The following is a 20,263-nucleotide window of genomic DNA, read 5'->3' as shown; positions in this document are numbered from 1 at the left end:
GTGATGACGGCCGAGCGGCAGGACCGTCAGTCGACGGAGGCCGTGCAGACCGTCGACAGGTCGTCGTAGGTCACGCAGACCGAGCCATCGCCGCGGACGAAGACGTCGACCTTCTCGAGCGGGTCGGGCGGCGCTGCCGCAGCGCTCGTAGCGAGCAACGGCGCGACGGCGGTCGCACCGACGACGAGGGCAAGGCTGAGGCGACGCATCCGGGCTCCTTGGGGTGTGGCGGGCGGGACTCGACCCCGCGTGGTCGCGACAGAACTATCACAACTCCGCCGCCCAGCGTTGGCGGCGACGCTGCCTTCCAGGGGTGTTCTCGCGCCGCCCCGGCCACCCCTGTTGTGCGTCTTGACTTATCTAAGCCCGGATCCACCGTCTGGCTGGGTGATCGGGTGATTGGCGGCGCAGGCTCGGGTGTGAGGGCTTGGCTCGGGTGTGGGCGTGCGGGAGCTGCCGGTCTGCCGGCTTCTCCGAGGTCCTGATCGTTGGTGCGGGGTGGTTGTTCAGCAGCGCAGCGGGATCGCGTGGATCTTGTCGATCGCTGCCTCGATGGGTGGGGCCCAGGGCCAGGACTCGGGTAGTCGCAGGGTCAGGCGTCGGGCGCTGCGGACGAGACGGCCAGGGACGGTGAAGACTTTGCGCTTGAGGGTCGCGATGGTCGCGGTCTCCAGTTCGGCGCCAGCCAGGCGACCGACCGCGCGGCCGAGGTTGTGGGCCATCACGCTCAGCGCGAGCCAGACCGCGTTGGCGTTGAACTTCCCCGACGGCAGGTGCGCGAGGCCGGCGCTCTTGAGCTCAGCCATGCGCTGCTCGACCACGGCGTGCCGGCGGTGGTCGGCCTCCAGGTCCAGGAACTCACCGTCGCGGTTGGTCACGAACGCGTGGTAGTCCCAGGAGGTGAACAGCGCGAGCTGACTGCCAGGAGTGGGCCGGACCCTGCGCACGATCAACCGGACCGTCATGGCGTCTTTCCCGCTGAACGCGGTGTAGCTGGTCTCCGCGACATCAGCGCCGGACACTTCCGGTGTCGACAGCCAGTACGGGATCGGCTGCCACGCGGCTTCGTCGATCGCATCGATGGCAGCGCGGATCTTGCTGTCCTGACGGGCTGTCACGGAGAACCGAACCTTGAACTTCACCGCGGTCTGCAGCACGGCCTTGCTGAAGAACGCACTGTCGGCCCGGACCGTGAGCTGCCCCGTCGCTCCGGCCCCGCGGACCCGGCTGACGGTCTCGGTCAGGAAGCTCTTCGCGCCCCGGGCCGAGCCGGCAGCGCCACCCCGCAGCCGACTGAACAGCACCATCTGAGTCTGCGCGCAGGTCGCGAACAGCGGGTGGTAGCCGCGGACCTTGGTGTAGCCGAACTCCGCGCCCTGCTTCCCACGACCGAAGACCCCCACGATCGAGGAGTCCAGGTCCAACGTCAGCGGCGCACTGAGATCAGCCGGGCCAGCACCAGCCGCCCACAACCTCGCAAGGAGCTCACGGCTGATCGCGTCGTGCTGCCGCACGTTGGACCACTTGTGGGCCCGCAACCACGACCCGACCGTCGAGGGCGCCCGAGTGTCATCGAACAACGACCCCGCCGCACCCGCCCGCAGCACAGCGGTGTCGTCGATGCTGTCCCCGCCCGCGAGCATCGACCCGATCACCGTGAGCGACTTGCTCCCGCTGCTCGCCCCGTGCTCAGCCAACCGCAGCCGATCCTCAACCAGCCCCGCAAGATCAACACGCTGCGCGAGCATCGCTGCCGGGAGCAACCCCGCGTTCGGGACCACATTGGTGTCGGTGAAGTTCACCGACACCCGATTCAAGTCGTGAGATGCTCGCACCCGTCAGATGCCCTCTCTGCTCATGAAGATCCGGTCCGTCGCAAGACCAATCCTCCTGGCACAGAGGGCATTTGCACGTCTACGGCACGCCGCTACCGCCCGTCAGACGGTGGATCCGGGCTAAGTGCTCACGGATGTAAAGGTCGCGTGCGCGCGTTCGAGGTCCTGGGGGAGCCCGTCCGACGACGGCTGCTCGAGCTGCTCGTCGACGGTGAGAGGTCGGCCGGTGACCTCGGGGCGGTCGTCCAGGAGGAGTTCGGCATCAGTCAGCCGGCGGTGTCGCAGCATCTCAAGGTGCTGCGGGACAACGGGTTCGCGACCGTCCGGCCCGACGGCACCCGGCGGCTCTACTCCGTGCAGCCCGACTCGTTGCGCGAGGTGGACCGCTGGCTCGAGCCCTACCGCCGATTCTGGGAGCAGCGGCTCGATGCGCTGGCCACCGAGCTCGCCCGCGGCAAGAAGCCAACTACGAGGAGAGACCGATGACGGACGACACGCAGCTGGCCGAGCCGGCGCCCGAGCTCGTCCGGCGCCCTGTCGCCTCCGGGGCCGAGGCTCGCGTCGCGGTGATGCGACGCCACTACGACGCGCCGGTCGAGGACCTTTGGGACGCCTGCACCGACCCGGATCGGCTGGCCCGGTGGTACGTCCCGGTCACCGGCGACCTGCGGGTCGGCGGCAGCTTCGAGCAGGTCAACATGGGCAGCGGCGTCATCGTGCGGTGCGAGCCGCCGTCATTCCTGCTGGTCTCCCTCGGCGGGGGTGTCGACGAGATCGAGCTGCACCTCGCCGCGTCCGCGACCGGTGGGACGGACCTGCGGATCGAGCACGCGACGACGCTCGACTCCCACGAGATCATGGGCAAGACCTACGACGCGGTCTTCTGCATGGGTGGCGGCTACTACCCGCGGCTGCTCGCGCTCGACTGGCACCTGCGCGGGACGCTGCCTCCGTCGTACGACTCGTCGGCGTTCCACCTCGACGCGACGATGCGGCCGGCGATCGAGCGGGGCAGCGCGGCCATGGCAGCGCTGCTCGAGAGCACCGGCTGATCAGCCGGTCAGCTCGCCACTGCGCTCGAGCTCGGCCAGCAGCGCCTCGCGGTGCTCCGCGAGACGCTCGGAACGCGCGACCGCCTTGGACTGCAGCTCGGCGAGCCGGCGGGCGTAGGTGGCGCGCTGGGCGTCGTCTGAGGCGGTCGCCACCAGCTCGTCCAGCCGGGAGATGTCGGCCTCGGTGCGGCGGATCCGGTGCAGTGCGGTGCGGCACTGCTCGGTGCAGAAGCGACGCCGCGGGGGGGCGGGCTGGCCGCAGGACGGGCAAGGGGAGGGGGGCCGAGACGGGTGGGCACCCGGAGGTGCCCAGCGGTCAGGGTCAGCGGGGTCAGGCGCGGACATGCGTGCCACTCTGCGGGTCGGAGGGCCAGCGGTCCATAGCCCTCTGGCGTCATCTCGGTGATGGCCCGCTCCGGCCCTGCAAGGCAGTGCCCCCTCAACCACCACCCAGCCGACCAACCCCAGCCGCAGTTGGGCTGCGTCAACCAGTGGGGGCTGCGGCTTCTGGCCGCCCTGGCCACCGCCAACGACTGCGACGTGCACTTTCCTGCGCGGACGGGCTCCTGCGCAGTGAGTCGAGAAGCAGGGTCAGCTGAGCAGCCAGGTGGTCCAGTTGGGTGTCTGTGGGAACCAGGCGCCGACCGTTCGATGGCCACAGCAGATCGATGAGAGCGACGGATGGATCGCCATCAAGTGCGCCGGCGCCGCCCTGTCCGAACACTTCGCGCAGCAGCCCGTCCACCGGCTCCCCGAACACCGGAAGGCCCCAGGTGATGAGGTCGGTGTGCCAGTGATCGCCGGGGTTCTCTGACTCCACTGCGATGCCCAGGCGCTCAGGTGCTTCCCGCGGAGGACACGAGCGTTGCCCATGGCGGTGGGGTTCAGGAGCGCGAACCAGGTCCTCGGCCTGCGGGTCCTGGAGTGCCGCTCTCGACGTCAGGGGGACCCCATCGGCTGGTGGCACCGCGCCACGCACGACGTAGGTCCTGTCGTGTTGTGCAGTCGGAGAACCAGCCTTGATGGAGAGGATGCGGCAGCCTGCAGCCTCCCCGTCGTTGCAGATGAGGTGCGGGCTGGCGCGGTCGCCGATCAGCACGATGGTCCGGCGCGCCCACATGTTGTTGTCGCTCATGGTTGCCCAGCCGGTTCATGTTGACTGCCGGCGAGAAACAGCCTCAAGGTCAACGCCACAGCGAACGCGGCCTGCCGCAGCACGTACGCGCCGACTGTCATCGTGAGGTCCGCCCGATACCGGCCCACAAGAGGCCCAGTAGTCCAGCGAGCGCGTCGTGCTGGCGCAGCTCGGGCTTGCGCAGGAAGAAGGCCGAGCAGTGGGGTTCGTGAATCGCGTCCAGGACGTGATGCTGCACGCGTGACACCACCCCGCGGTCGATGAACACCGAGGCGTCGTGCTCTATCAGGACCGACTCGTGGGGCGCGGGGCCAGCGGCAAGGCTCAAGTGAAGGCTGTTCCAGTGGCGGTTGCGGCCGATGCGCAGCCCACCGTGTCTGGGCAGGTCAGCCGCGGTGACCAGCCCGACGATCAACGTGGCGGCCGGCTGAGTCACCGTCAGCACGAGAGCCTCCCCATTGACAGTGCGAGGCGCTTCGGACCGCGGCACCTTGGTCGAGCGGTCGGCACCGGTGCCCGCTCCGTCCGCCGCTGTACCCCCGTGCACCTGCGCTGGTGGCAGCCCCGGCCTGGTCTCGCGAGCGGGCTCGAGGCGAGGCTTCGACGATGGAGCGCTCGCCGCACCGCCTCCCGTCCACCAGCCGGGACGCGCTTGACGGCTACCTTCGCCGGCCTCGCTGGTTGGCGCAGCGCACAGTCGATCAAGAGGACGGCCCTTCCTTGGCAGGCGGCGACATCGCCTCACGGGGCCAGTTGGGCGCGCTGCCGGGTCGGCGCGTCGTCAGGTCGAGCACGACGTTGCCGGCAGCTCTACCTTTTTCCTGGTACATCGCGGTATCAGCGTCCAGAACGAGCTGGTTCGTCACGGCCTCCGTGGGGCCGGCGTAGGCCGCGCCGACGCTCGCGCTCAGTGGCAGTTCGAGGTCGCGCAGCCGGATCGGCTCTGTGAAGGCGTGCTTGATACGGGTGGTGAACAGCTCGACGTCGTGCGTGTAGGTCAGGTCCTCACAGAGGAACACGAACTCGTCGCCCGAGATCCGGGCCAGGGTGTCGCCTGGCCGAACCAGGGCAGCCAGCCTCGCAGCGACGGCTTGCAGCACCTCGTCGCCAACGGCATGCCCGTAGGTGTCGTTGATGCGTTTGAACTCGTCGAGGTCTGCGAAGACCACGGCCGTCGTGGTGCCCGTGCGCGAGGCGCGTGCGGCTGCGTGGTCAAGCCGCTCTTGGAGCAGCACGCGGTTGGCAAGGCCAGTCAAGGGGTCATGCAGGGCGCTGTCCCGGAACCGCTCCACGGCTTGGAGCGTCTGTTCACGGTTCTGGGCGTTCAGCAGGTAGGACGTCGTGACGTCCGCGAGCGTCTGCGCCACCGCCAGGTCCTCGGGGCCGAGAGTGCCCACGCTGCTGCAGTACAGGTCCAGAGCGCCCAAGCAGCCGCCGGCATGCTTGAGCGGGAAGGCGAAGACCGCAGTCATGCCCGCCTCGACGGCGGCCGGGCCGAACGTCGGAAACCCGTCGGCGTTGGCGAGGTCGGGCAACGTCACAACCTCGCCCGACTCGTAGGCGGAGAGGCACGGTCCTTGTCCCAGATCGTTCTGCAGCTGCTCGAAGCGCAGAGCAGCCGGGTTCGAGGCCGCCACGAGGTGCGGAATCCGGTCCGAGGAGATAAGCGTCACGCCTGCCGCGGAAATGGGCAGCAGCTCGACTACCCGTTCCACGAGGTGATCGAGGATGTCTTGCAGCGAGAAGTCCGTAAGCACCGTGCGCGCGAAGTCGCTGAGCACAGACACCAGGCTCGTAGCTCGATCGGTGTCCTTCCCGGCACCCACGGCCGCGGCTGCGGTGCGCTGCGTTCCGAGGGAACGGTTGTGCTCCACGGCAATGCCCCCAGTGATCGATTCACCGATGCATTTGCCCATTCTCTGGAGCAAAAAAGGGGTTTTGCGCCGATCAACTGGCGCTTCCCTTGTCGCAAGATTAGCCGCATTGACCGGAGGTCGCAAGAGAACCCGATTCTTCCTCTCGTGCCAGGCCGCACGGTGGGAAGCGCACGGACTGTGGCCGCGGGAGATCACGTTTTCCAGCGGCCCGAAGGGGTAGCGACCTGGCAGGCCCCGCCTCGGCTAGGACCTGCATGACGTCCGACGTCGCGTGCAGTACCCACCAGTCGACCCCTGAGGACATGCCATGCAGCCAGACCATCCGGCAGACGCTGCCAGGCCCCAGCGGGGCAGCCCGTCACGCCAGGACGCCGGCTCCTATAGCGGCCGGGACGCGCTTGCCCAGCAGTTCAGCGACCTTGCCCGCGCCCTCGAACAACAAACCGACCCGCAGATGCTGCTCGCCGACGTCGTGCGCGCCGCCGTTCAGCTCATCCCGGGCTGTGACGAAGGATCGATCAGCGTGGTGCTGGGACGCCGCAGCGTCACGTCAGAAGCAGCGTCCGGGGACCTACCGCGCATCGTCGATGCCTTGCAGGCCGAGACCGGTCAGGGCCCCTGCCTGGACGCGGCCTACAAGCACGTCACTGTCCGCGTCGAAGACATGGCGACCGAGACGCGCTGGCCGCTGTTCGCCACACGAGCCGTCGAGGCCGGTGCGGCCGGGATGCTCTCCATCCAGCTGTACGTCGAAGGCGACGACATCGGCGCCCTGAACCTCTACTCCCGCACGGCGGGAGCCTTCACCGACGAGTCCGAGCATGTCGGGCTCCTGTTCGCTGCGCACGCCGCCACCGCCTACATGGGTGCGCGGGACCGATCGGGGCTGATGAACGCTGTCACGACCCGCAACCTGATAGGCCAGGCCCAAGGCATCTTGATGGAACGCCATGGGCTGTCGGCCGACCAGGCATTCGCCCTGCTGTCAAAGGTGAGCCAGGACAACAACCTGAAGTTGCGGGACGTCGCCAACCAGCTGGTCAACTCGGGAACGCTCTACAGCCCTGCCTAGCCTTCCCGCGGACGCTTGCCGCCGGTAGGAGCCCGGCCGCTCGCCAGACCAGAGCGGGGCTGGCAGCCAGAGGTCGGGCACCGCGGCAACCCAGATGGCCGACCGACGTCGGCTGGCGTGCCAAGGGCAACCAGGCCAATGCTCGCGCAGGCCCCGCCGGGAGCGAGACGTCGAAGGTCGCGAGATCGGCCTGGGTCAGCTTCGACTCGCCGCGATCACTCTCCTCCGGGTGGGGGAGTGGCTTGCCGAGCTTCGTCGCACTGCACTGTCGCCAAGCCGTATCCGCAAGCGTGCATCACCACCCGGCACTACGCCCAACGGGCCGCTTGTGCCCTTTCCGAGCCGTCACTCGGGGCACATTCAGGGCGCGACGACACACGTCACACGATGTCGCGATGATCCGCAACTTGGAGCTGCCGTCTGACCTGCGACAATGCACCCCTAGGGGCGGTAGCTCAGCTGGTCAGAGCAGGGGACTCATAATCCCTCGGTCGTGGGTTCGAGCCCCACCCGCCCCACACACGCTCAGATACAGCAGAGTCTTGCGACACGCGTTCCGCACAGCGCTCCAACAGGAGGGGACTGTGCCACCATGTCGAGCATGACGCAAGCGACGAAGCCCAGCGTGTCGGCGGCGATGGACGACCTGGCGGTCCTGCTGCCCGACTGGCAGGTCCACCTCCGGGCGCGCAACGTCGCGCCCTCGACGATCGCGAGCTACCAGCGAGTCGGGGTGAACCTGCTCGACTACCTGAGGGCGCACGGCATGCCCACAGCGGCCTCAGCGATCAAGCGCGAGCACCTCGAGGCATTTCTTGCCGACCTCGTCGACCGGGTCGCGCCCGCCACCGTCGCCAAGCACTACCGCTCGATGCAGCAGTTGTTCCGGTGGCTCACCGACGACGGCGAGATCACCGAGACCCCGATGGCGAGGATGCGCCCGCCGCAGGTCCCCGAGCAGCCCGTCGACGTGTTCACCGACGACGACCTTCGGGCGCTGCTCAAGGCCGCCGCGGGCAACACCTTCGAGAACCGCCGCGACACCGCCCTGCTGCGCTTCCTCATCGACACCGGTGTCCGCGCCTCGGAGCTCATCGGCTTGGCCGTCGAGGACGTCGACGCCGCCAAGAGCGAGGCGCTCGTCCTCGGCAAGGGCCGGCGCGGCCGGGTCGTCCCGTTCGGGGCGCGCACCGCCGACGCTCTGCGCCGCTACCAGCGAGCCCGCACCGCGCACCCGATGACAACCCTGCCCTGCCTGTGGCTCGGCAAGAAGGGTCCACTGACCACGTCCGGCCTCGCGCAGATCCTCGAGCGAAGAGCGAAGGAGGCCGGAGTCGACGACGTGCACCCGCACCGCTTCCGCCACACCTTCGCCCACACCTGGCTCGCCGCGGGCAACCAGGAGCACGACCTCATGCGGCTCGCCGGGTGGCGCTCCCCGCAGATGGTCGGGCGCTACGCCGCGAGCGCCGGGGCCGAGCGTGCCCGCGACAACTTCCGCAAGGCCGCACTCGGGGACAGGCTGTGAGGTCGCACGATCCGGAGATGGTCCCAGCCGCCGGGATGCAGGTCGACCCGGTCGTCGCGGAGGCTTTGGCAGTGGTGCTGCGCTCGAGTAGGCCTTCGCGCTTCAGGGTCTTAACCGTGGCCTGCCCAAACGACCACGTCCTGGCGCGGGTCTACCGCACGGCGCTAGGCCTGGTGGTCGTGCATGAGACCGACGGTGTGAAGAAGGCGCGCAGCCACGACCTTCCAGGCTACGGCCCCGTTCAGCTCCCGCCGATCCGGGGGCCGAGGGCCGAGACGAACGCCTACCTCGTCGACGACCCGCTGGACGACGTCTGGCCAATGACCTGCCGGTGCAGCAGTCATACCCCGCGCGCGTGGGAGCTGCTGGACGCGGTCGCGTCAGGACGGAAAAGGTTCCGCGTGGCGGAGTGACGGAACCCGCACAGCGCTCTACGCTGTGCGGCAACTACCTGCGCTCTCTGAGCGTGCTGTCGGGGTGAGGCACCGGCCGTGTCCGTGGAGGACCGGTCAATCATGCCCGCCGAACGCACACCCCAACAGCGGTCGCTAGCCGCCCGCCTCGCTGCCCACAGCAAGTGGGCCCGCACCGACGCCCGCGAGGGCACCGCCGCCGCCCGCAAGGCCTTCGCTGACCGTTTCGAGCGTGAGGTCGACCCCGACGGTCTCCTCGCACCCGAGGAGCGTGCCCGTCGTGCCGAGCACGCCCGCAAGGCCTACTTCACCCGCCTCGCGCTGAAGAGCGCACAGGCCCGTCGAGGGACGGCCGCGTGACAGCCAGCAACAGCAGAGGCGGCCCGCTGACCACGGACCGCCCCACTGCTGAGAACCCCGGCGAGAAGTTCACCGCCAACGGTACGCCCCGGAGGCGACAGACGCAGTCCGCCACGCACGTCCTCGGCACTGCTACCGGCGTCGTCGGCGGCACCGGCAGGCACCGCTACGTCGTCGTCTACGCGTGCCCGGTCACGACCTGCCGTCGGGTGCACCTCGCGCACGTCCGAGGCGACCTGCCAGCCGTGATCGAGCGGCCCACCGCCTGCAAGGCCGGCCGGGTCGCGCTGCACCCGGTCGTCGCGCGCGTCCTCGGCGGTGCGGCATGAACGCCGCGGAGAAGCTGCTCGGCGCCTGGGTACTGGACGACCCGACCGCGCGGTGGGCCGAGGGCCTCGTGGCTGGTGTACGCCGCGAGTACGGCGACCTCCCGCGCTACGGCGACGAGCAGTGGCAGCAGGCCCCGCCGTCGGTGCGGCTCGCGGCTGCCGTCGCGGCTGCCGAGGCTGGTCGTCGAGCGTTGCTCGATTACCCCCAGCGCGCACTCGACGAGGCCCGGTGGGCGCAGGCCCTCAAGGACGCCGCCGACCACACCGAGTCGGTGCGGGTCGTGCGCGCGGTCGTGGCGATGCCGACGCACGACGAGCTGCTCGAGCGGCGCGCGTTCGTCACTCGCCTAGGTGAGGTCGCATGAGCGCGCACCCCGCCGACTTCCCCGGCGACCCGGAGGCCGCGCACCGGCTGAGGCTCGCGCGTGAGGTGGAAGTGGGCGTCGACCGCTTGCAACGCTGCCGGGAGGTGTTCGTCAGGTGGCTCGGGGAGAGCTACGACCTGCTGGCCCTCGACGCGGTCCTCGCTGCCGCCGCCGTTGAGCAGCTCGACGGCGACCCGGTGTGGCTGCTGCTCGTCAGTGGCTCGGGCAACGCCAAGACCGAGACCGTCTCGGCTCTGCTCGGGGCAGGGGCGCACGTCACCAGCACGATCACCAGTGAGGGTGCGCTGCTGTCTGCGACGAGCAACAAGGAGAAGGCGAAGGACGCAACCGGCGGGCTCCTTCGCAAGATCGGGGCGAGCGGCGTCCTCGTGGTCAAGGACGTGACGTCGATCCTGTCGATGAACCGGGACAGCCGCGCCGCAGTTCTCGCGGCGCTGCGCGAGGTGTACGACGGGCGGTGGGAGCGCAACGTCGGCACGGACGGCGGCAAGACCCTGACGTGGACCGGCAGGATCGTGCTCGTCGGGGCGGTCACGACGGCCTACGACGCGGCGCACGCCGTCATCGCGGCGATGGGCGACCGCTTCGCGTTGGTCCGGGTCGACAGCAACCTCGGCAGGCTGGAGGCGGGCAGGCAGGCCCTGCTCAACGTCGGCCACGAGGACGAGATGCGCCGGGACCTGTCCGACGCCGCTGCCGCCTGCCTCGCGCACGTCGACCCCCAACGGGCCGAGCTGACCGACGAGGTCATGGGCGTTCTGCTCACCGCGGCCAACGTCGTCACGCTGGCCCGTACCGCGGTCGAGCGGGACCACCGTGGCGAGGTCGTCGAGGCGCACGCGCCCGAAGCGCCCACGCGCTTCGCCAAGATGCTCGGGCAGCTCGTCCGAGGATCGCTCGCCCTCGGCTCCACCAAGGTGGAGGCCCTGGCCGTCGCGCTGCGCGTTGCGGGCGACTCGGTGCCGCCGATGCGGCTGCTTGTCCTCGCTGACGTCCTCGACAACAGCTACGCGCGCACCTCGGAGGTCACCAAGCGCGTACAGCGCCCCCGTAGCACCGTCGACCGCACGTTGCAGGAGCTGCACCTGCTCGGGCTCGTCGAGGTCGACGAGGTCGGCGACGGGCTCGGCTGGCGCTACCGCGTCGCGCCCAGCGTCGACCAGCAAGCCCTCAGGGTCCTCGTCACCAGAAATGTCACTACACCGGGTGTTCGGGTAAAAGAGGTGCCCCTAGCTACTGACATTCCTGGTGACGGTCCGGCGCAGGAGTCGGCGTGGTGACCGCCGGCATTGCAGTGGTCCGTCGTGGCGGCGCGCAGCTCGCGGTGATGGCACCGAAGTCGGCTAATCCGGTGCTCCGAGCGCTCGGTGGCCGCTACGACCGTCGCGCGCGCTGCTGGCGAGTACCCGCATCGCCGTTCGTCCTCGTCGCAGCCCTGGAGGGCCTCGGGCTCGACGTCGTCGACTTCACCTCGGAAGCCGCCCTTGAGCGGACCCCACCCGACCTCACAACCCCAACCGAGAGGAACCACCCATGAGCATCGACGTCACCGCGATCATGGATCGCGTCACCAGCCGCGCCTACGCCTGGAGCACACCGACCGGCGCACCAGCGCCCGTCAGGGAGGCCGCTGCGGCCTACCAGCGGTCCGTGACGGCCCTCGACGACAGCCTCGTCGAGTACCAGATCGAGGTGTCCGAGCGCCGCGCCCTGCTCCGCCAGCACAACGAGGCCGTCGCGGCTGCCCTGAGGGAGGGAAAGCTGCCCCCCAAGGCCAAGGTCCCGAGCCTCGAGGAGATCGAGGTCCGGCACGGCGCGATCATCGCGGCCCGCGAGGGCTTCGTACAGGAGGCCGCCCTCACTGCCGAGCGGGTCGCCCTCGAGCACTACCCGCAGTGGAGGGCCGAGGTCGTGCAGCAGCTCCAGGGCGCTGCTGCCGCCGTCCTCCAGAGCGCCATCGCCGCCGCCGAAGCGGCGGATGACTGGGGCAACACCGCGCAGCTGCTAGCGCGACTAGACCGAAGCTGGGCACCGCGCACCGCGCAGCTCGACGACACCAGCTTCCAGCGACTCCTCGACACGTGGGCGCAGCACTCCAGCGTCGAGGCGACCCAGCTTCGCCAGAACATGGCCCAGCACACCGACAGGCTGCGGCAGTTGGCCGAGGACCCGGTCGTGAGTGAGTACGACCCGAGCCGCGGTGGGCACCAGTACACGACTGGCTTCCTCGCCCAGCAGTCTCCGGGTGTGCGCGAGGAGATGCTCCGCCAGGCCGTCGAGTCCATCCCGACCAGCGGCTAACCCCATGAACCGGGCGTCAACGCCGCCAGCCCTCGGAAGCCATGGCCGAGGTGACTGGACCGAAGGCGGGGAGCGCGCCACTTTCCCGCGCCGTGATCCAGCCTGCGCCCGCGGTGCCAGCCCCGACCGTGGACTCCACGGTCGGGGCTGGCCCACTACCCACCCACCACACCGAGAGGCACCAGCGATGACCGAGCCCGACAGCACCGAGCAGGACCAGCCCGAGGACGACCTCGACGAGCTCGACCCCGCGGCCCTCGCCGCCGCAGTGGTGGCCCGCCGTGGCTACTGATCACCGTGGGGCCAGCACGCGGGGGGATATCTGGGGCGATGGCGCGGTGGACCGTGCAAGTCCCGTCGCCCACACCCCCCTATCCGACTGGGGTGCGCGGTGACGGCCAAGTCCCACGGACGCTCAGGCAGGCCGTGGCGGGAGCTGCGGGCACGGGTGCTGCGGGAGGAACCGGACTGCCAGATCCGTGGCCCACGATGCCGTGGCGTAGCGACCACGGTGGACCACCGGGTGCCGCTGTCTGTGGCCCCGCACCTCGCTCACGAGCGGTCGAACCTGAGGGCTGCATGCGGCCCCTGCAACTACGCAGGCGGGGCACGGATCACCAACGCTCGGCGCAGCGGTCACGCCCCGTCAGTAGTTGCGGACGTGGAGGCGTCGTGTCCGTGCCGGGTCTACTGCGCGGCTCAGGAGGCGGGGCAGCGACCGCCCGTGGACTGCTCCGGCATCACGGCCCGGCGGATGTGAGCGGTGACGACCCGGGGGGTGTCCCTCATGCCCACCCTCGGTCCACCGCGCCCTGTCCCTGCTCGCGGTTCAAGCACCTGAGTAGCCCCCGTGCGCGTGCGCGGGTCCAACGCTCCACCTAACCGAGAGGCACACCAGTGAAGATCACCCTCGAGTACGACCCCAGCGCTCAGCGGAAGGTGGTGTGAGCCGTGGCCGCTCTGAGTCTCGCGTTTGAAGTGCTCGCAAAAGACAGGGCGTCGAAGGAGCTCGACAACGTCGGTGACGCCCTTGACCGGACCGGCAAGAAGGGCGAGAAGTTCGGGAAGGCCGTCGGCGCTGGGATGGCGATCGCCGCCGCCGCAGTGGGCAAGTTCGGGTTCGACGCGGTCAAGCAGGCATCGGCTTCCGAGCAGGCGATGGGCGGTGTCCAGTCCGTCTTCGGAGACGCCGCGGAGAAGGTCGAGAAGTTCGCCAAGCGATCAGGTAAGAGCCTCGGTCTCGCGGAAAGCGACTACGCATCTCTCGCTGCTGTCGTCGGGTCGCAACTCCAGCGGTTCGGGCAGTCGCAGGACGAGGCCGCGGAGAGCACCGACAAGCTCGTGACGCTCGGTGCTGACCTCGCCGCGACCTACGGCGGGAGCGTCGCGGACGCGGTGTCGGCGGTGTCGTCGCTGCTGAAGGGTGAGCGGGACCCGATCGAGAAGTACGCCGTCGGGATCAACGACGCCGCGATCATGGCCGAACTCGCGTCGAAGGGCCTCGGCAAGCTCAAGGGCGCGGCGCTCGACCAGGCGAAGGCACAAGCCACCCTGACCCTGCTGATGCAGCAGACGACCGCGGCACAGGGCGCAGCGGCCAGGGAGTCCGGGACCCTCGAGGGCCAGACGATCCGGGTGGCGGCGCAGTACAAGAACCTCAGCGCCGACCTCGGGGCGAGGCTGCTCCCGATCGTGTCCGACGCGATCACGAAGTTCACGTCGATGGCCGAGTTCATCGGGCGCAACAGCGACGTGATCGTGCCGCTCGTCACCGCGGTCGGGACCTTTGCCACGGGCCTGTTCATCGTCACCAAGGCAGCGGCTGCGTTCAACGCGGTCAGCGTCCTCATGGGCTCGTCGGTCACGGTCGCCCTCGGCCCGATCGGGCTGATCGTCCTCGGGGTCGCCGCGCTCGTCGCCGGTCTGGTCATCGCGTACAAGAACAGCGAGACGTTCCGCAACATCGTGCAGGCCGTGTTCAAGGCCGTCGCGACGGCGGTCCTGACCGCCGTCGACGTCTGGCTCGGCGGGTTCCAGAAGATGTTCGAGGTGCTCGCGAAGATCCCGATCATCGGGGACAAGTTCAAGGGCGTAGCCGACAAGATCCAGGGCGCGCGCGACAAGGTCACCGGGCTCAAGGACAGCCTCGACAAGCTCCCGCGGGTGATCCCGATCCGGCTCGAGGTCGGCGGGAACGTCGGCTCGACCACCGGGCGGCTCCTCGACTTCGAGCGTCGCGCACTCGGCGGGCCGGTCAAGGCAGGTAGGCCCTATTGGGTCGGTGACAACCCCGACGGGTCCCTGAACCGCACCTCAGAGTTGTTCGTCCCCGGACGTAGTGGAACCATCGTCCCGAACAAGGATCTGGCGGGTCTCGGTGGAGGCGCGACGTACAACCTGTACGTCAATGGCAGCGTCGACGAGGCCCAGATGATGAACTACTTCCGGCGTATGGAGCTTCTTCGTGCTTGAGCAACCCGGCCTCGCCGATGCGATGTTCGACTTCGGTGTCGTCCTCGGCGAATGGGACGAGGTCAGTGGCGACCTCGCTGGGACCGTTCTCGCGGTCCTGTACGCAGCGGGCCAAGGTCTACCTGCCACTGCGTTCATTCGACCCGGGAGCGAGACCGGGGTTGCCCTCGGTGAGGCCGTGTACGACCGTTTTCGTCGACTCCGAAACGGCGACCCCGACGTGTTCCAGTCCGGCGATCCGGTCAACAACCGGCGAGTCGCGCTCCTCTACGACCTGTCCCCGAGCGACCCTGGCTAGTCCTCGCCCGAGACCAATACGTGCCATCCCTGCCGTCCATGATGCTCTGGCACGTCACCGACCCGGAGATGGCCGCGTCCATAGCGGCCGAGGGCTTCCGCGGGTCCGTCGTCTTGGACTCGGTGGGGAGTGAGTGGCTCGGCGCTGAGTCTGGCTGCAATGCCACTGCCCAGCACCACGGCGCACTCGTCGGCGTCGAGCTCGCGGACGAGGTCGCCGAGCGGTATCGCGGGCACGACCGACACGACGTTAACGTCTCGCCAAGGTCGTTCCTCGTCCCGTGCGACGTGCTCAACGCCCACCGACCGTTCGTGGTGCTGCCCGAGCCCCCCTGCATCTACGCCGTAGACGACCAGCAGCCCCCGACCTAGACGGTCGAGGGCTGCTGGTCGTGACGGGCTTACGGCAGCGCGGCGAGGATCTGCCCGAGCGCCTCGCGGACCTGCGCTGCGGTGAGCGGCGGCTCGTTGTGGACCGTCACGGCGTAGGTCCGCTCCTGCACGGTCCCGTCGGCCTCGGTGATCTCGTGCGCCTCGAGCCTGACGAGCTCGGTCGCCAGGATGTCGCCGAAGGCGTAGATCGTGCCGTCGGTGTCGACGCCCTCGATCCAGTTCGGGCGGTCGAGGGCGGGCGTCGGCGGGATGTTCTGGCTGTCGAGCATGGGGTCCCCTTCGGTCGAGTTAGAGCAAGGGACTGTCCCCTCTGCGCTCAACCGCTCCCCGCTCAACCCGCCTGATCGCACAGCGTTCCGAGGTCTAGTGCTCATAATCCCTCGGTCGTGGGTTCGAGCCCCACCCGCCCCACACGAGCACGATCGTGGCCCTGCTCCCCGAGGCCACGCCCGAACGCCACCGCGGACTGCGCGCGAAGGACTGATTCGCGGCGGTGCAGCCGGACGGCGGGTGGCCTCAGGGGGAAGCGAGGCGGCGGCCGGCAAGGACGGCTGCCTGCCGCCGGGCAGCTGCGAGCGAGATGGTTCCCCTCACCCGAGCCACCAGCTCGGCTGCGGTGAAGGGCTTGACGAGGTAGTTGTCCGCGCCTGCGTTGAGCGCTTCCACGGCAGCCTCGGGGCCGGCGTGGGCCGAGAAGAGGATGACGGGCAGCGACGCGAGCACGGGGTCGGCACGCACGGCGGCGAGCAGGGCCCGGCCGTCGGTGCCCGGCATCCGCAGGTCGGTGAGCAGCAGGTCCGGGGGGTCCCGGCGCAGCGCGGCCAGGGCCGCGTCACCGTCGCCGACCCGCTCGACGCGGGCGTGACCGTCGAGGACCAGTGCCACGAAGTCGCGCACGTCGGCGTTGTCGTCGGCGAGCACCACCCGCGGCAGCAGCGATGCGGCCAGCCCCGAAGCGGGTCGCGGGTCGCGGGACCAGCCTCGCGCCTCCTCCGCGGCCGAGCGGGCCCGGGCACTCACGGACGCGCTCGACGAGGGGCTCACGGCCGTGGCGCCCACGGCCCACGGCAGCACGAGGCGGAAGACCGTGCCGGGTCCCGGTCGGCCGTGGACGCTGATGCTGCCGCCCTGCAGCTCGACCAGGGTGCGAACCGTGCTGAGGCCGATCCCGATGCCCTCGATGCTGCGGGCTGCTGAGGTCCGGCCGCGCTGGAAGCGCGCGAAAACGAGCTCACGCTCCTCGGGCGGCACGCCGATGCCGGTGTCCTGCACCTCGAGCACGGCGCCGTCGCTGCCGGCCAGGACGACCACGCGGACCTCGCCGGACGGCGTGAACTTCACGGCGTTGGCCAGCAGGTTGACCAGGACGGTCTCGAGATGCGCCGGGTCGGCGAGGACCGGCGCGGGCAGGGTGGCGACCTCGAGGGCGAGGTCGAGCCCGGCCTCGTCGGCGGCGGTCCGGAACAGCTCGGTGAGCATGCGGGCGTGGGTGCCGAGGTCGAGCGGCTCGGGCCGGGCACTGAGCCCGCCGGCCTCCGCCCGAGTGAAGTCGAGCAGGCTGTCGACCATGCGGGTCAGCCGCTCGGTCGAGCGCTGCGCCAGTCGCAGGGCGTCCTCGACCGGACCGGTCAGCTGCCCGGAGTCGACGGCGACCTGCAGCGGTCCGGCGATGAGGGTCAACGGCGTCCGGAACTCGTGGCTCACGTCGGCCAGGAAGTCCCGCTTGGCGAGGTCGAGAGCGGCAAGGCGCTCGAGACGCTCGTGCTCGGACTCGCGCGCGGCCGCCGCGGTCAGCGCGCTCCCGACGTGCTGCCCGACCATGAGCAGGAAGCGGCGGTAGTCCTCGTCCCAGCGGCGCGTGGGGCTGAGGCCGACAGAGAGCACCGCGCGCCTGCCCTCACCGGCGGCGACCTGCTGGACGAAGGCCCGGGTCACGGGCGCGCGCATTGGCTCGGGAAGATCGGTCGTGGGTCGTAGCGCCGGACGCAGGCTGACGACGGTCTGTCCGTCGTCCGTGTCGAGCTCCCAGGCCGCGGTCACGTCCTGGTCGTCGCGGGGTGGCTGGAGCTCCTCGAGAGGGTGCGTCGATCCGACCAGGGCGAGCTCGTCGCCGGTGTCGAGGTGCAGGGTCGCAAAGCGGACGTCGGCCTGTCCCCGAGCGAGGTGCCCCATCAGCGCAGTGATCAGCTCGGCGGACGAGCCCGAGGTCGTCGCGGCCGTCGACAGCTCGTGCGCGACGCGCAACCGGCGGGCGTCCAGCACGCGCGCGGTCGTCTCCATCGCCGTCACCAGGACACCTTCGGAGCGCCCGTTCTCGTCCGCGATGGCGCTGTAGGAGAAGGAGAAGTAGGTGTCCTCGGGGAACCCCAGGCGCTCGACGAAGAGCAGCTCGTCCTCGGCCCAGGTGGCGGTCCCCGTCGCGAGGACGTCGGCGAGCATCGGGCCGACCGTGTCGAAGATCTCCGCCCAGGTCTCCGACAGCCGGACGCCCATCTGCGGGTGCTTCGGACCGAGGATCGGGACGAACGCGTCGTTGTAGACCTGCACGAGCTCGGGACCCCAGGCGACCATCATGGGGAACCGGCTGCGCAGCACGAGGCTGGCCGTGGTCCGCAGCGCATCGGGCCACTGCTCCAGGGCGCCGACCGGCGTCGCGCTCCAGTCGGTGGCTCGCAGCAGGGACACCGCGGGCAGGTCGCCGGGCAAGCCGTCGTACCAGCGGGCAGTCATGACGGCACCCGAGGCGAGGCCACGTGCGGACGCATCCGCGCGAGCGGGACCTGGTCAGCGGGAAGCGGCCGGGCGAGCAGGTTGCCCTGCAGCAGCGCCTGCGGTGCGTGCGTCGTGAGCCACTCGCGCTGCGCGGTGGTCTCGACGCCCTCGGCGACGCAGTCGACACCGATGTCACTGGCCAGCCGGCTCACGGCGCGGACGATCGCGGCGGCGCGCTGGTCGTCCGGGAGTCCTGCCACGAAGGTGGCATCCACCTTGACGCTCGTGGCCGGGAGACGGTGCAGGTAGGCCAGGCTCGCGTGCCCGGTGCCGTAGTCGTCGATGGCGATGCGCACGCCCCGGTCGCGCAGCCGGACCAGCTGGCCGAGGGTCGAGCTGCCGGCGCTGATGAACGCGGTCTCGGTGATCTCGAGCTCCAGGGCGTCCGGTGGCAGGCCGTGGCGCTCGATCGCGGCGAGGACGATCTCCTCGAAGTCGCTGCGGCCGGCCTGACGGGCCGAGACGTTGACGGCCATGCGGAGGCGGTGGCCCGCTGCGCGCCAGTGGGCAGCCTGGGCGAGTGCTGACTCGAGGATGCCGAGCCCCAGCGGGACGATCAGGCCGGTGATCTCCGCGATGGGGATGAAGCGGACCGGGCCGACGACCTCGCCCGCGGGTCCCCGAAGGCGGGAGAGCGCCTCCACAGCGACGACCTGGCCGCTGACCTGCTCGTAGATCGGTTGGTACTCGAGGGCCACACCGCCGCGGTCCAGTGCGCTGCGGAGCAGGCGCTCGACCAGCAGCTGCTCCTCGGCCTCGCGTCGCAGGCTGGCGTCGAAGACCTCGAAGCGGTTGCGACCGAGGCTCTTCGCTCGGTACATGGCGAGATCCGCCTCGCGCAGCAGCTCCTCGGCGGTCTGCCCAGGTCGACTGCGGGTCACCCCGACGCTGGCGGTGACGTGAAGGCGCGACGCGCCGCACTGCACCGGACTCGCGAGGCTCGACTCGATGCGGCGTGCCATGTCGATGAGCCGCTCGGAGTGCCCAGGGTCGGCGACGACGACGACGAACTCGTCACCGCCGAGTCGTGCGACGCGGTCGCGCGCGCGGACGACGTGCTCCAGGCGGCGGGCCACCTCGCGCAGCAGCGTGTCGCCGGCGTCGTGCCCGTAGGTGTCGTTGACCTGCTTGAAGAGGTCGAGGTCGACGAAGAGCAGCCCGACGGACTCGTGGACGCGATGGCGCTCGCCTGCCCGCAGCGCGTGCTCGAGGTGGTCGACGAGCACGCGCCGGTTGGCGAGTCCCGTCAACGGGTCGTGCAGGGCCTGGTGGGCGAGGGCTCGACGCGCGACGACCCGCTCGGTCACGTCCTCGACCTGGACGAGGAGCAGACCGCCCACGCCCTCGTCGACGACGGTCTGCGACACCAGGCCCCAGCACGCGAGCCTGTCGGGTCGGCGGAACGCGACCTCCACGGGGGTCGGTCCGACCAGTTGCATGACCGTGTCGCCGTCTGCGGTGAGGAGCACGTCGTCGGCGTGACGACCGGCCAGCGACGACAGCGGCTGGTGCAGCAACCGCGACAGCGCGGCGTTGGCCGCGAGGACGGCACCGGTCCCCGCCGCGACGAGAGCCATCCCGACCGGGCTGCTCTCGAAGGTACGACGGAACCGCTCCTTGCTGGCCCGCAGCTGCTGCTCGCCCTCGCGGACCGCGGTGGTGTCACGGACGACCACGACGTAGCCCTGCTCTCGCCGGGTGCGGGTGATCACCAGGTGCCGGATGGCGCCGGCCCGGTCGGGCAGCACGATGTCCCGGGCGCCGGAGGGCCCCTCCAGCAGGGCCGCGGCGAGGTCGGGCACGTCGGCGAGCTGGCGGGTCAGGGCGGCGTTGCGCTGGACGACGACCGAGCCCTCGTCGATCGCTGCGACCCCGTCCGTGACGCAGTCGAGCAGCTCGGTCGCGACCTGCGCGGGAGCGTCGGGCGTGCGGAAGGGGGACGGCACAGGTACAGGTTGAACCGTGCGACCCGGGAGCACCATGGTCAAAGCAGGCCGTTCTCGGAGCGGTCCGGGCGCCGGGCTGGGTCAGCTTGCCCGTG

The 20,263-nt window shown here is 70.1% G+C and carries 23 protein-coding genes and 1 tRNA gene; 15 read left to right on the top strand and 9 right to left on the bottom strand.

What is annotated here, in order from left to right; genetic code table 11:
• Positions 1–26: 26 nt before the first annotated feature.
• Together Q8R60_08890 and Q8R60_08885 are read right to left on the bottom strand one after the other, a co-directional pair.
• Positions 27–209, bottom strand: a complete 183-nt coding sequence (locus tag Q8R60_08890) for a hypothetical protein (protein ID MDP3712585.1) — start codon at positions 207–209, stop codon at positions 27–29.
• A gap of 297 nt (positions 210–506) precedes the next feature.
• Positions 507–1,802, bottom strand: a complete 1,296-nt coding sequence (locus tag Q8R60_08885) for an IS1380 family transposase (protein ID MDP3712584.1) — start codon at positions 1,800–1,802, stop codon at positions 507–509.
• Positions 1,803–1,982: 180 nt separating this feature from the next.
• On the opposite strand from Q8R60_08885, the gene Q8R60_08880 reads away from it, so the two are divergent.
• On the top strand, positions 1,983–2,321 hold the full coding sequence (locus Q8R60_08880) for a metalloregulator ArsR/SmtB family transcription factor (GenBank protein ID MDP3712583.1): 339 nt from the start codon (positions 1,983–1,985) through the stop codon (positions 2,319–2,321).
• Positions 2,318–2,887, top strand: coding sequence for an SRPBCC domain-containing protein (locus Q8R60_08875; GenBank protein MDP3712582.1), 570 nt, complete (start codon positions 2,318–2,320; stop codon positions 2,885–2,887). The genes Q8R60_08880 and Q8R60_08875 overlap by 4 nt, the downstream gene beginning before the upstream one ends.
• On the opposite strand, the gene Q8R60_08870 is transcribed toward Q8R60_08875, so the two are convergent.
• The 4 genes from Q8R60_08870 to Q8R60_08855 all read right to left on the bottom strand — a co-directional run bounded on the left by Q8R60_08870 (position 2,888) and on the right by Q8R60_08855 (position 5,803).
• Positions 2,888–3,040: a hypothetical protein gene (locus Q8R60_08870; GenBank protein ID MDP3712581.1), complete on the bottom strand. Its 153-nt coding sequence runs from the start codon at positions 3,038–3,040 to the stop codon at positions 2,888–2,890.
• 331 nt (positions 3,041–3,371) lie between these two features.
• Positions 3,372–4,022, bottom strand: a complete 651-nt coding sequence (locus Q8R60_08865; protein ID MDP3712580.1) for a hypothetical protein — start codon at positions 4,020–4,022, stop codon at positions 3,372–3,374.
• 97 nt (positions 4,023–4,119) lie between these two features.
• Positions 4,120–4,467 (bottom strand): hypothetical protein, encoded by a 348-nt coding sequence (locus Q8R60_08860; GenBank protein ID MDP3712579.1) that lies wholly within the window; start codon positions 4,465–4,467, stop codon positions 4,120–4,122.
• A gap of 256 nt (positions 4,468–4,723) precedes the next feature.
• A complete protein-coding gene (locus tag Q8R60_08855) occupies positions 4,724–5,803 on the bottom strand; it encodes a sensor domain-containing diguanylate cyclase (protein MDP3712578.1) in 1,080 nt (359 codons plus the stop codon).
• Positions 5,804–6,206: 403 nt separating this feature from the next.
• Here Q8R60_08855 and Q8R60_08850 point away from each other — a divergent pair, with 403 nt between their 5' ends.
• The 13 genes from Q8R60_08850 to Q8R60_08790 all read left to right on the top strand — a co-directional run bounded on the left by Q8R60_08850 (position 6,207) and on the right by Q8R60_08790 (position 15,429).
• On the top strand, positions 6,207–6,971 hold the full coding sequence (locus Q8R60_08850) for a GAF and ANTAR domain-containing protein (GenBank protein ID MDP3712577.1): 765 nt from the start codon (positions 6,207–6,209) through the stop codon (positions 6,969–6,971).
• 444 nt (positions 6,972–7,415) lie between these two features.
• Positions 7,416–7,489: transfer RNA gene (locus Q8R60_08845), tRNA-Ile, on the top strand.
• A gap of 83 nt (positions 7,490–7,572) precedes the next feature.
• Positions 7,573–8,499, top strand: coding sequence for a tyrosine-type recombinase/integrase (locus tag Q8R60_08840; GenBank protein ID MDP3712576.1), 927 nt, complete (start codon positions 7,573–7,575; stop codon positions 8,497–8,499).
• Positions 8,500–8,516: 17 nt separating this feature from the next.
• A complete protein-coding gene (locus Q8R60_08835) occupies positions 8,517–8,912 on the top strand; it encodes a hypothetical protein (GenBank protein MDP3712575.1) in 396 nt (131 codons plus the stop codon).
• 102 nt (positions 8,913–9,014) lie between these two features.
• Positions 9,015–9,272: a hypothetical protein gene (locus Q8R60_08830; GenBank protein MDP3712574.1), complete on the top strand. Its 258-nt coding sequence runs from the start codon at positions 9,015–9,017 to the stop codon at positions 9,270–9,272.
• The gene (locus Q8R60_08825) at positions 9,269–9,601 is read left to right on the top strand and encodes a hypothetical protein (GenBank protein ID MDP3712573.1); all 333 of its coding nucleotides are present in this window, start codon (positions 9,269–9,271) and stop codon (positions 9,599–9,601) included. Before Q8R60_08830 ends, Q8R60_08825 begins: the two co-directional genes overlap by 4 nt.
• Positions 9,598–9,966, top strand: a complete 369-nt coding sequence (locus Q8R60_08820; protein ID MDP3712572.1) for a hypothetical protein — start codon at positions 9,598–9,600, stop codon at positions 9,964–9,966. Before Q8R60_08825 ends, Q8R60_08820 begins: the two co-directional genes overlap by 4 nt.
• Positions 9,963–11,267, top strand: a complete 1,305-nt coding sequence (locus tag Q8R60_08815) for an ArsR family transcriptional regulator (GenBank protein ID MDP3712571.1) — start codon at positions 9,963–9,965, stop codon at positions 11,265–11,267. Before Q8R60_08820 ends, Q8R60_08815 begins: the two co-directional genes overlap by 4 nt.
• Positions 11,261–11,524: a hypothetical protein gene (locus tag Q8R60_08810; GenBank protein ID MDP3712570.1), complete on the top strand. Its 264-nt coding sequence runs from the start codon at positions 11,261–11,263 to the stop codon at positions 11,522–11,524. Before Q8R60_08815 ends, Q8R60_08810 begins: the two co-directional genes overlap by 7 nt.
• Positions 11,521–12,288, top strand: coding sequence for a hypothetical protein (locus tag Q8R60_08805; protein MDP3712569.1), 768 nt, complete (start codon positions 11,521–11,523; stop codon positions 12,286–12,288). Before Q8R60_08810 ends, Q8R60_08805 begins: the two co-directional genes overlap by 4 nt.
• 951 nt (positions 12,289–13,239) lie before the next feature.
• Positions 13,240–14,760: a hypothetical protein gene (locus Q8R60_08800; GenBank protein ID MDP3712568.1), complete on the top strand. Its 1,521-nt coding sequence runs from the start codon at positions 13,240–13,242 to the stop codon at positions 14,758–14,760.
• Complete coding sequence (locus tag Q8R60_08795; GenBank protein MDP3712567.1) at positions 14,753–15,058, top strand: hypothetical protein; 306 nt, start codon at positions 14,753–14,755, stop codon at positions 15,056–15,058. The genes Q8R60_08800 and Q8R60_08795 overlap by 8 nt, the downstream gene beginning before the upstream one ends.
• Positions 15,059–15,096: 38 nt before the next feature.
• Complete coding sequence (locus tag Q8R60_08790) at positions 15,097–15,429, top strand: hypothetical protein (GenBank protein ID MDP3712566.1); 333 nt, start codon at positions 15,097–15,099, stop codon at positions 15,427–15,429.
• A 29-nt stretch (positions 15,430–15,458) separates the two neighbouring features.
• On the opposite strand, the gene Q8R60_08785 is transcribed toward Q8R60_08790, so the two are convergent.
• The 3 genes from Q8R60_08785 to Q8R60_08775 all read right to left on the bottom strand — a co-directional run bounded on the left by Q8R60_08785 (position 15,459) and on the right by Q8R60_08775 (position 20,168).
• Entirely contained in the window at positions 15,459–15,719 is a 261-nt protein-coding gene (locus Q8R60_08785) for a hypothetical protein (protein ID MDP3712565.1), read from the bottom strand.
• A gap of 247 nt (positions 15,720–15,966) precedes the next feature.
• Positions 15,967–18,180, bottom strand: coding sequence for an ATP-binding protein (locus tag Q8R60_08780; protein ID MDP3712564.1), 2,214 nt, complete (start codon positions 18,178–18,180; stop codon positions 15,967–15,969).
• The gene (locus Q8R60_08775; GenBank protein MDP3712563.1) at positions 18,177–20,168 is read right to left on the bottom strand and encodes an EAL domain-containing protein; all 1,992 of its coding nucleotides are present in this window, start codon (positions 20,166–20,168) and stop codon (positions 18,177–18,179) included. The genes Q8R60_08780 and Q8R60_08775 overlap by 4 nt, the downstream gene beginning before the upstream one ends.
• Positions 20,169–20,263 lie beyond the last annotated feature (95 nt).

Source organism: Mycobacteriales bacterium (assembly GCA_030697205.1).
In the GTDB taxonomy this organism is placed as follows: domain Bacteria; phylum Actinomycetota; class Actinomycetes; order Mycobacteriales; family SCTD01; genus JAUYQP01.
This window is presented reverse-complemented; position numbering and strand designations above follow the sequence as displayed.